Source organism: Sporanaerobacter acetigenes DSM 13106 (genome assembly GCF_900130025.1).
GTDB classification, from domain to species: Bacteria; Bacillota; Clostridia; order Tissierellales; family Sporanaerobacteraceae; genus Sporanaerobacter; species Sporanaerobacter acetigenes.
On record NZ_FQXR01000011.1, the window covers coordinates 18,832 to 30,871 of the forward strand.

At 32.8% G+C, this 12,040-nt stretch carries 7 protein-coding genes; 6 read left to right on the forward strand and 1 reads right to left on the reverse strand.

Annotated features, from left to right (window positions below):
- Positions 1-5: 5 nt before the first annotated feature.
- Genes BUA21_RS10555 through bchH form a run of 4 tightly spaced genes read left to right on the forward strand, consistent with a single transcriptional unit; the run spans position 6 to position 7,629 of the window.
- Complete coding sequence (locus BUA21_RS10555) at positions 6-1,874, forward strand: magnesium chelatase subunit D family protein (RefSeq protein WP_072744799.1); 1,869 nt, start codon at positions 6-8, stop codon at positions 1,872-1,874.
- Positions 1,875-1,895: 21 nt separating this feature from the next.
- Complete coding sequence (locus BUA21_RS10560) at positions 1,896-2,909, forward strand: ABC transporter substrate-binding protein (RefSeq protein ID WP_072744800.1); 1,014 nt, start codon at positions 1,896-1,898, stop codon at positions 2,907-2,909.
- Complete coding sequence (locus BUA21_RS10565) at positions 2,890-3,897, forward strand: FecCD family ABC transporter permease (RefSeq protein ID WP_072744801.1); 1,008 nt, start codon at positions 2,890-2,892, stop codon at positions 3,895-3,897. Before BUA21_RS10560 ends, BUA21_RS10565 begins: the two co-directional genes overlap by 20 nt.
- A gap of 24 nt (positions 3,898-3,921) precedes the next feature.
- Positions 3,922-7,629: a magnesium chelatase subunit H gene (bchH, locus tag BUA21_RS10570; RefSeq protein WP_072744802.1), complete on the forward strand. Its 3,708-nt coding sequence runs from the start codon at positions 3,922-3,924 to the stop codon at positions 7,627-7,629.
- Positions 7,630-7,647: 18 nt separating this feature from the next.
- Here the strand turns inward: bchH and BUA21_RS10575 are convergent, their stop codons facing one another.
- Entirely contained in the window at positions 7,648-8,319 is a 672-nt protein-coding gene (locus tag BUA21_RS10575; RefSeq protein WP_132996258.1) for an NAD(P)H-hydrate epimerase, read from the reverse strand.
- Between the two features lie 142 nt (positions 8,320-8,461).
- Between BUA21_RS10575 and BUA21_RS10580 the strand changes: the two genes are divergently transcribed.
- Together BUA21_RS10580 and BUA21_RS10585 are read left to right on the forward strand one after the other, a co-directional pair.
- On the forward strand, positions 8,462-11,689 hold the full coding sequence (locus BUA21_RS10580; protein ID WP_072744803.1) for a DEAD/DEAH box helicase: 3,228 nt from the start codon (positions 8,462-8,464) through the stop codon (positions 11,687-11,689).
- Positions 11,690-11,701: 12 nt separating this feature from the next.
- Positions 11,702-12,040: a DsrE family protein gene (locus tag BUA21_RS10585; protein WP_233242617.1), complete on the forward strand. Its 339-nt coding sequence runs from the start codon at positions 11,702-11,704 to the stop codon at positions 12,038-12,040.

Here is a 12,040-nt window from a genome sequence, read left to right on the forward strand (position 1 = left end):
ATTTTGTGGAGAAAAATATATATCCTTTTCCTGCTATAGTAGGGCAAGAAAAGGTAAAGAAAGCCATACTCCTAAATCTTATAAATCCAAATATCAAGGGAGTTCTCATAAGTGGTGAAAAAGGTACTGCCAAATCTACTGTAGTTAGATCCATAGTGTCCATAGCTCCTTGGCTTCACATAGTTGAATTGCCACTAAATATTACAGAAGATAGATTGCTTGGAAGTATAGATATTGAAAAAGCTATTTTAAATGGAGAAAAAGCTTTTGATGAAGGACTTCTTAAAAAGGCTCATGAAAATATTTTATATATAGATGAAGTAAATCTTTTAAGTGAAAGCATTGTAAATTCACTATTGCAAGTGGCTTCTTCTGGAGAAAATGTAGTTGAAAGAGAAGGTATATCTTTTAGTCATCCATCTAAATTTGTTCTTATAGGAACTATGAATCCAGAAGAAGGGGAGCTGAAATCTCAATTTATAGATAAATTTGGATTGTATGTCCATGTTGAAGGTGAGAAGAGCTTAGAAGAAAGAGTTGAAATTGTAAATAGAAGATTAGAATATGAGAAAAGTTCAGAAAGCTTTTATGAAAAATGGAAGTATGAATGTGATAAATGTACAAGAACGATAAAAAAAGCTATAGATACCATTGATAAAGTGACTATTTCACAAGAGATATTGGATATGATTCTAAAGATAGTTAATATGGTCAATTGTCAGGGAAATAGGGCAGAAATCATAATGGTTGAAACAGCCAAAACATTAGCAGCATTGGATGGCAGGGAAGAAGTGACAGAAAAAGATGTAAGGGAAGCTATGGAGTATGTTTTACCTCACAGAGGGAATATAAGTGAACCACAGGAAAATGAGGACAATTCAAGTGAAGAAAATGAGGAAAATAGAGATGAGCAAAATGAGGAAAATGAAGAAAATAGAGATGACAATGAAAAGTTAGACAATTTAGATGACATATTGGATGATTTAAAGGATTTAATGAACAACAATCCTACATCAGAGAATGAGATTGTAGAAGATATAGGAGAAGTTTTTAAGGCAAAAAATTTATTTAATGATAGAAAAGATAGAATGAAGAGAAGTGGAAGTGGTAAAAGATTAAAGACTAGGACAAGTTTAAAGGAAGGAAGATATGTAAGATATAGACTTAAAAATGGAGAAATAAGCGATATTGCTCTTGATGGAACTATAAGGGCTGCTGCTTTATATCAGAATATCAGGGATAGGAGAAATGTAGCACTTGCTATTGAAAAATGTGATTTGCGGCAAAAGATGAGAGAAAAACGTACTGGTACTACTATTATATTTGTAGTTGATGCTAGTGGATCCATATGCGCTCAAAAGAGAATGGAGGCAGCAAAAGGTGCAATTATGTCGCTTTTGACAGATGCTTATGAGAAACGAGACAAGGTAGCTATGATTGCTTTTAGAAAGGATAAGGCAGAAGTATTGTTGCAAGTGACTAGAAGTGTAGATTTAGCACAAAGATGTTTGGGAGATTTGCCAGCAGGAGGGAAAACTCCCCTGGCAGCAGGATTAAACAGTGCCTATGAGCTCATAAGAAGGGAGTCTTTGAGAGACAAAGAGATGATACCTTTTGTAATACTTATTTCAGATGGAAGGGCTAATGTTTCTTTAAATGGAGGAGATCCTCTTGAGGAAGCTCTCTATATTGGCGAGAAAATTGGAAAGCAAGGTATAAGAAGTGCAGTTATTGATACAGAAAGTGGTTTTGTAAAATTTGGGACATTGAAAAGGTTGGCAACTGTCATGGATTCTAATTACTATAGAATAGAGGATTTAGATGATAAAAAAATAGTCAATACAGTGAAAAATTTGGCTAAGCCAAGTTTATAAATAAAAAGGAGGAAGAAACATATGAAGAAAAAAATCTTAACAATTTTTATGGTATTGGTTTTATTATCAACAATTTTATCAGGTTGTGGGGAAAAGGAACCGGTAAACACAAAACCTACTGAGGAAAAAACAGAGGAAAAAGCAGATACAACTCAAACTAGTTATCCATTGGTTATAACGGATGCAAATGAACGTGAAGTGGAACTTGAAAATAAACCGGAAAAAGTTGTAGTATTATCGGCAACATTGTTGGCACCATATTGTGCAGTTGGCGGGGAAGTTATAGGAATCAGCGATGATGTATTAGAAAGAGAAGATATACCAGAAGATGTGAAAAAGCTTCCAACTGTAGGTCCAGTTTATAATATTGATATGGAAAAATTGATGTCCCTTGAACCAGATTTCATTATAATACAAAAAGGGATTCATGATAGATATGTACCTATGTTAGAACAAAGTGGTATACCTTTTGTTGTTTTGCAGATGAAAACTTATGAAGATACATTGCAAGGTATAGGCATATTAGGTGATATTACAGGAAATCAACATGAAGCTCAAGAAATTGTGGATAAAAACAAGGAAAAAGTAGATGAGATTGTGGATAAGTTGCCAGCAGAAAATAAAAAGGTTGCAATACTTTATGTGACATCTGAAGATGTTTCAATAAAACTTGAAAATAGTATTGCTGGTGATGTAGCTAATATTTTGAAGTTAGACAACATGTCTAGTGGAGTTAAACCAGCTAAAATGGGCTCTGAAACTGCACCTTTTAGTATGGAAAGAATAGTTGAGTACGATCCAGATGTAATACTTGTTACTACTATGGTTCATTCTAAAGAAATAGCGGAAGAAAGAATGAAAAAAGATGTGGAAACAAATCCAGCGTGGAGTGAACTTAGAGCTATTAAGGAAGGAAATATGAAATATCTACCTCAAGATATGTTCTTGCAAAATGCGGGACAGGGATATTGGAAGGCAGTAGAATATATGGCTAAAGCAGTATATCCAGAGGTGTATGGCGATGTTGAAGATTAATGAAAGAAAAAATACTACAGCATGGAAAGTATTTATTCTCATTATATTTGGAGTTTTACTTGTGATAAGTTTTTTTGTAAGCAATTCGTTTGGAACTATGAAATTGACTAATAAAGATATAATCAAAGCTATTTTTGTAGATGAAACTGGGGCTAAAAGGCAAGTTATTTGGAATATTAGATTACCTAGAACTATAGTGGCTTGCTTGGTGGGTATGAATCTTGCCCTTTCTGGGACAATACTGCAAGGGGTTATGGGAAATCCCCTTGCAGATCCACAAATAATCGGCATTTCATCAGGGGCAGGTTTGGCAGGAATTTTAATACTTGTAGTGTTCCCTGAGGCCATTCACCTCATGGCTCCAGCTGCTTTTCTTGGTGCAATAGGTGCTAGTGCTTTGATATATGCTTTGGCATGGAAAAACGGTATAAAACCTACGAGAATAATTTTAGCCGGAGTTGCAGTATCAGCATTATTGGGAGCAGGAATAACAACTCTCATGGTTTTTTATAGTGATAGAGTTCATGGAGCTATTATGTTTATGGCAGGAGGACTTTCAGCTAGGAGTTGGCCTCATGTAAAGATAATATTACCTTATACAATTGTTGGGATGACTGCTGCTTTCGTTATGGCTGATAAACTTGATATTCTCCTTTTAGGAGATGATGTAGCAAGAGGTCTTGGACTAAATGTAGAGAGGACAAGGCTTATTTTAACAGCTATAGCGGCATTACTTGCTGCTAGTGCAGTGTGTGTGGCAGGATTGCTTGGATTTGTTGGACTTATAATACCTCATATTTCAAGGATTATTATAGGGACTAATCATAAATATCTTTTCCCAGCATCTGCCCTTTTAGGTGGAGGAGTGTTGATGCTTTGTGATACCTTTGCAAGAACAATATTTAGCCCTGTAGAAATACCAGTAGGAGTAGTCATGGCAGCTTTAGGAGCTCCATTTTTCTTGTATTTATTGAGGAAAGTAGATTAAAGTTTAAGATTAGGGGTGTTATGTATGAAATTAGTGGTTGTTACTGTATCTAATCCTGTAGCTATTGATATGTCAAGATTCTACAAGAAAATTAAAGAAGAGTGTGGAGATATATTTAATTTAAAACTTTTTTATGTGGGCAGAGGATGTAAAAAAGAAAAGCTTTCTCAAATTGAAAATTGTATAGAAAAAGCAGATTTTGTACTTACAGACCTTATGGGAGCTCCAGAAGATGTAATAGTTGCTACTGTAGCAGGATGTAAAAAATGTAGCGGAGATATAGTGAATATTGGAGGACAGGGAAAGGAAATTGGTCCATATCTAAAATTAGGTTCTTTGAGTGCTAAAGATATGAAAATGGGTTCTAAGAAGGGGAAAAAAGATATTGATGTAGAAGCTATAATGAAAATGATGGATATGGCCGAAAAAATGGGGAAAGCTGTACCTTTTGGGAAACCTAGAGATATGAGAAACTTAGTCCTTATATCGAAATATTGGACACTTGCTGGAGAAGGGATAGAAGATTTATTTTATTTAATTCTCAAAGAGTATGGGAAGGTAAAAGATCTCCCAAAACCAAGGGAGCCAAAAGAAAACAAACCTATTTCCATATGTGATCCTCTGACTTTGAAGACATATAAGAATTGGGGAGAATATGCTGATGACAATGGTTTTGATGAAGATAAACCTATGGTTGCAGTTTTATACCGTAGTAACAATTATCCTCATAGGAGCAGTGGATGTGTTGGTAAATTTTGTGCTCAACTAAGTAAAGATGTGAATGTCTTGCCTGTTGCCTTTAATTCAGTTACACCTAAAAACTTGGATGTATTGGAAGAAATTTTGTTAAATTCTGAAAACCCAAATATAGATTTAATAGTTAATGTAATGGCTTTTAGATTAGGGGCAGGACCTATGGGTGGAGATGCAGAAAAGGCAGTAGAATTGCTTAAAAAACTAAATGTCCCACAGTTACATCCTTATTTGATGGCAAAGAGGGAACAGAAAGAGTGGGAAGAATCAATTGAAGGAATATCTCCTCCAGAGTTTTTGGTTTCTGTCATGTTGCCTGAACTTGATGGTTCTATAGAATCTATACCTATAGGAGCTATAAAGGTTTATGATAAAGATGAAGAATTGGATTTGGAATTAGGAGAACTTGATATTATAGATGATAGAGCTACAAAGGTTATTTCAAGGATAAACAATTGGATAAACTTAAAGAAGAAACCAAACAAAGATAAAAAGATTGCTATTATATGCTACAATTATCCTCCTGGTGAAGATAATTTGTTTGGTGGTGCGTTTCTAGATACCTTTGTATCCATAGAGAAAATAATGTCGGCATTGAAAGATGAAGGATACAATGTAGATGCTAAAACTAGCGATGAATTGATGGAATATTTTACAGCAGGTAAAATTGTTAATTCTGGAAGATGGATAAATGGAAAGCAAAGTGAATATATGATTAGCTATGAAAAGGATAAATATTATGAAACTATAAAGAGCAAAGATTGGTACGATGAGATGATAAGCCAATGGGGAGAAATTCCAGGAAAGGTAATGACCGAGGATGAAAAATTTCTTATTCCAGGGAAAGAATTTGGAAATGTATTTGTAGGACTTCAACCATCTAGAGGAGTTCATGAAAATCCAGAAAAATCCTATCACGACAAGACATTGTTTCCTCATCATCAATACATAGCTTTTTATAAATGGTTAAAAGAAGAATTTAAAGCAGATGCGATAATTCATGTTGGAACTCATGGGACATTGGAATTTTTGAAGGGAAAAGAATGTGGAATGTCTAAAGATTGTTTTCCAGATATGCTAGTATATGATATTCCTCATGCCTATCTATACTATTGTGGCAATCCTGCAGAATCAGTCATAGCTAAAAGACGTTCTCATGCGGTATTGGTTGGATATCAGTCACCACCATATACAGAAGCTGAACTATATGGAGAATTGCTTGTGTTAGAAACCTTGTTAAATGAGTTAAAAGAAGCAGAGCGAGTAGATCCTATAAGGTGTGATGATTTAAAGGCAAAGATAAAAGAAAAGGCTTGTGAACTCAATTTTGATGGAGAAGATTTGGAAATGTTAGAAAGAGAGCTTTATAGAATTAAAAGATCTCTTATTCCAAAAGGATTACATATATTTGGACAAGGATATTCTTCTAGTGAAGCCTGTGACTATATGAAATTTGTATTGAGATATGATAGAGGAAACATAAAATCTATACGAAGGCTAGTAGCAGAAAGTGAAGAGTTAGACTATGATGAATTGATTGATAGAAATGATACAGAAAGGCTTACTTATTTAGATAAAAAATCTGTTGACATCATAGAAAAGTATGTATCAGAGGAAATTTGTGAAGATAGGTATTTAGATACATTAGAGTTTGGTATGGAATGCTACAATGTTTCAAAAGAATGTTATGAAATAAAAGGGCTACTTAAAGTATTGGGTGGAGAATATCTACCTGCAAAGTTGGCTGGTGATACTGTAAGAAGCCCTGAAGTATTGCCTACTGGATATAATCTCTATCAATTTGATCCTAGACTTGTACCTAGTGAAGTAGCTTGTGAAAGAGGGGCAAGAATTGCAGACAATACTATAAAGGAGTTCATGAAATCTAATGGAGAATATCCCAATTCAGTAGCCATAGTTTTGTGGGGATTGGAGACTTCAAGAACTCAAGGTGAAACTTTAGGACAGATATTCCGTTATTTAGGTGTAAGGGTTGTTAGAGATAGAGGTTTTGACCCTGAATATGAGATAATACCACTTGAAGAATTGGGTAGGCCTAGAATAGATATAACTATTAATATGTGTGGATTCTTTAGGGATATGTTTTACAATATGATTCAGTTTATGAACAAGGTCTTTAGAGATGTATATTTGTTGGATGAACCTGATGATATGAATTATTTTAAAGCAAATACAAAAAAGATTTATAAAAATTTAATAGCTAAAGGATATTCTCCAGATGAGGCAGAAGAATTGGCTGTTTCAAGATTGTTTGGTCCCAAAGAAGGAGATTATGGGACTGGCATTACAACTATTATAGAAACTAAAAATTGGACCAACGAAGAACAGCTAGGAGACCAATTTATTAATAGCTTAAAATACGTATATAGTTTAAATCATAGTGGACAGAAAGTAGAGGGGCTTTTAGAAGATAATTTAAAGACAGTAGATATCGTATCTCAGACTAGGAGCAATCATGAATACGAAGTTACTGATTTAGATCACTACTATGAGTTCTTTGGTGGATTGGCAAAATCCGTAGAAATGGTTAAAGGTAAAAAGGCTGAAATATATATAAGTGACACTACTGGAGAGTCTATTGAAACAGAAACTGTAGATAAATCTATAGAAAGAGGAGTTAGGACGAGGCTTTTAAATCCAAAGTGGATAGATGGAATGCTTGAACATAAATATCATGGAGTACAAAAAATATATGAAAGATTTGAAAATATAATAGGGCTTTCAGCTACAACAAACAAAGTAGAAAATTGGATATTTGATAGTCTTCAATCAACTTATGTATCAGATGAAGAATTGAGGGAAAAACTTAAAGAAAACAATAGATGGGCTTATTTAAGCATGATGGAAAGGCTACTAGAAGCAAATGAAAGAGGATATTGGAATGCAAGCGATGAGCAATTAGAAGAAATAAGAAGGGTTTACTTTGAAGTAGAAGGAAGTATTGAAGAAAAAATATAGCATCTGAAATTTCAGATGCTATATTTTTCCGAGGACCTTGTTTATTGCCATATTAGGTATGCCGATGGGTTCTACTATTACTTCTCCAGCATATTTTTTCCCATTGAATTCATAAAGGCCTACTTTTGGTAATTGGAAAGTTACAGTTTTGCTTGCATTTATACAGATATTTAATACTTCTCCATTGTCAGCATTTAGACCTGAAGGTATGTCTATAGCTAGTATATAATTGCTCTTTTCATTTATAAGGGAAATGGTCTTTTCAAATATTCCTTCTACATTTCTTTTAAGTCCTGTACCAAATATTGAATCAATAGTCATATCTGAAGATTCGAGACTTTTTGAAAGCTTTTTTAGATTTTCTTCACTTGAAATGTGATGTATATCAACAACCATATTGTCAAGTATATTGTAATTTAAATAAAAGTCTTTGCTTCCCTTATCTATATTTCCAACTATAAATACATCTACATCTTTTCCCTCTACTATTAAATGTCTTGCAACGGCCAACCCGTCTCCACCATTGTTTCCTACACCACATACAATAGTAAATTTGTTGTATTTTTCTAAGTCTATATTTTTCACTACTTTTAGGGCTGCATTTTCCATGAGAACTATTCCTGGGATGCCTATAGCTTTTATAGAGAATGCATCAATTGAGTTCATTTCAGTTGAAGTGACTTTTTTCAATTATTTCCACCTCCGATACTATTATGATTATATCATTTTTATTATTTTTTTTAAATGAGTATAGGCTATGGTATAATTATTATAATATATTTATTTGTCAATAATCATAGGCAAATAGAAATTTTCATTGTTGAGGTGAAATATGCTACAAATAGATGATAAACTTTTGTTAAATAGAGCAGGAAATACTGAATTTTATTTTAGAGGGCTTCAGTACTATCGATTAGGAAAGGTTACAAATGTAAAATACATCAAAAAAATTAATTATGTTGAGGCTATAGTGAAAGGTAGTGAAGACTATAAAGTCTATGCTGAGTTTTCAGAAAAAGGAAAATTAATTTCAACTCATTGTACATGTCCTGCGTATGAGAAATATCCAGGAGACTGTAAACATATTGTAGCTCTTCTTACCTTTATAGAAAAGTCAGAACTTAAAAATATTTTAGGGGAACTTTCCAATACGAACGTGGAAAAAGAAAAAGTTAAAGACATCATCAACTATTATAGATACAACAATGAAAGAGAAACTTTGCCTTTAAATATGGAATACAATTATGAATATAAATACAACAAATATGATGGAATAGATAATAGTTCTTTTTTGAGCCTTAGAATAGGAGAAGATAAACTCTATGTAGTTAAGAACATAAAAAATTTTTTTGAGAGTCTAGAAAATAATGAGGAAATACAGTATGGAAAGGGATTTACTTTTTGTCCCAATAAACATGTATTTAAAGATGAAGACAAAGAGATAATGAATTTTTTGAAATTGTTATATGAAAATCATAAAATGGATTATGGAGAAACTATATTTAAGGATAAGAGGATTCAATTGACACCAGAATCTTTAAAAAGATTTTTTGAGATGATGAAAAGTAGAAGTTTTAACGCTACTATAATGGATGAAAAATATGAAGACATAAATATAGTGGAAGAAAATTTGCCATTAGATATGTTTTTGACAGCAGAAAATGAAGAAATGGTAGTAGAAATGAACTTTGACTATAGCTTGAGACCTCTAACAAGAAATGGAGATTATTTTTTCTATAAGGGGAAAATATACAATCCTTCAGTGGAGCAGGCTAGAAAATTGGGGCCTATATATAATATAATAATGTCTGATTATGATGGGGTCATGAAAATACCTGAAGAGTGTAGGGAAGCTTTTATATCAGAAGTAATACCTAATATAAAAAATATTGTCAATATCCATATAGATGAAAAAGTTCAAAATGCAATATATAATCCAGAATTCAAGGGAGAGATATACTTTGATAAAGAAGGAGATATGGTAGTATGTAAAGTGAATTTTATCTACGGGGATATATCTATAAATCCTTTTAGTTCTAAGGAGGACAACAAAAGTGATAATAAAAAAATACTCTTAAGGGATATAGAAAAGGAAAGAGCTATTTTGAAACAATTGGAGGAAAGTGCCTTTAAGGTTCGAGATGGAGAAATATATATAGATGATGAAGAAAAAATATATGCTCTTATATATGAGACTATTCCTAAACTTCAAGAGTTGTGTGACATATACTATTCTGAAAACTTTAAGAATATAGTTTTTAGAGATTCTTCATATTTTTCAGGGGGTATAAAGCTTAATGATAATTTGAATATGTTGGAATTTAATTTTGAAATAGATGGAATAAAACAAAGCGAACTGACAGATGTATTTAGGTCCATGAAAGAAAAGAAAAAGTATTATAGATTAAAAGATGGTTCATTTTTGCCTTTAGATAATGAAGAACTTAAATATATGGGGGAAGTTTTTGACTATTTAAATATAAGTAAAAAGGATTTAGAAGCTGAAAATATAGTTATTCCGAAGTATAGGGCTGTTTATCTAGACAATTTTTTGAAAGAAAAAAAGTTGGATTTTATCAAAAAAAATGTAGGATTTAGAAAACTTGTACAGGATATAAATGAATTTGAAGATATGGAATATGAAGTGCCAGAGGAACTTGAAAATACCCTTAGAGAATATCAAAAATTTGGATTCAAATGGCTGAAAACTCTAGCTAGTTGTGGACTTGGTGGAATATTGGCTGATGATATGGGACTTGGAAAGACTTTGCAGATGATTGCTTTTTTGTTGTCAGAGAAAATAGAGAAGGGGCAAAACACTTCTATTGTCATTGCTCCAACCTCGGTTATATACAACTGGGAAGTAGAAATTGATAAATTTGCTCCCAATCTTAAGACTTTAGTGGTATCGGGAAGTAAAGTTGAAAGAATTTCTATGCTTAAAGATATCCAAGAATATGATGTAGTTGTTACTTCTTATCCCCTCATCAGAAAAGATATTGAGGAATATGAAAAATATAGTTTTAGAACTTGTATATTAGATGAGGCTCAACATATAAAGAATCCAAATTCTATTAGTGCTAAGTCAGTGAAAAGATTGAAGGCTAAAAATTATTTTGCTCTGACAGGTACTCCTATGGAGAATTCATTGCTGGAACTTTGGTCTATATTTGATTATATAATGCCTGGATATTTGATGTCTCATGGAAAGTTTGTAGATAAATATGAGAAACCTATTATAACCAACAAAGATGAAAAGGCATTAAAAGATTTAAATAATCACATAAGGCCCTTTATTTTGAGGAGACTTAAAAAAGATGTTCTTAAGGAACTTCCAGAGAAGATAGAACAAAAAATTCTCGTGGATTTGACCAAAGAACAAAAGAAGGTTTATCTTGCATATCTTAAAGCTATAAAAGGGGAAATAGAAGAAGAAATGAATACTTCAGGATTTGCCAAAAATCAGATAAAGATATTGGCTGGACTTACAAGACTTAGGCAAATTTGCTGTCACCCAGGAATGTTCATTGAAAATTATGAATTTGGTAGTGGAAAATTGGACTCTCTTGAGGAAATATTGTATGATGCATTGGATGGAGAACATAGAATACTCATATTTTCTCAATTTACAAGTATGTTAAATATTATAAAAGAGAGACTTAAAAGAGATTCTATTGAATATATGTATTTAGATGGATCTACTGATGTGAAGGAGAGGGGAAAATTAGTTGAGGAATTCAATGGAGGAAAGGGACAAGTATTTTTGATTTCACTAAAAGCGGGAGGAACAGGACTCAATTTGACTGGAGCAGATATGGTCATTCATTTTGATCCTTGGTGGAATCCGGCTGTAGAAGATCAGGCTACAGATAGGGCTTATAGAATAGGACAAAAAAATACCGTCCAAGTATTGAAGCTTATAACTAAAGGAACTATTGAGGAAAAAATATTTGAACTGCAAGAGGCAAAAAAAGAGATGATAGATAAGGTGATTACAGAGGGAGAAACTCTTGTATCTAAGCTTGGCGAGGAAGAAATAAAATATTTATTTGATATGTAGGGGGTAATAAACATGGAAAAAATGAAAGTAATATTTCATATTGATGAAATGGAAAAATGGAGCTTGACACTTATAAATGTCAGAAATCTTTTGAGAGATTCTGAAGAAGAAGTAGAAATAGAAGTACTTGCAAATTCATCGGCAGTGAAAGGTTTTACTCCTGATTTTGAGCTAGCTCATGTGATAACTAAACAAAATGGCAAAGGAGTTAAATTTGGTGCTTGCAAGAATGCCCTTGAGGCATGTGATTTGGGAGAAAGTGATATATTGGAATTTGTAAGAGTAGTTCCAAATAGCATGGTTGAGTTGATACAAAAACAAAGAGAAGGCTTTGCATATATAAGGCCTTAG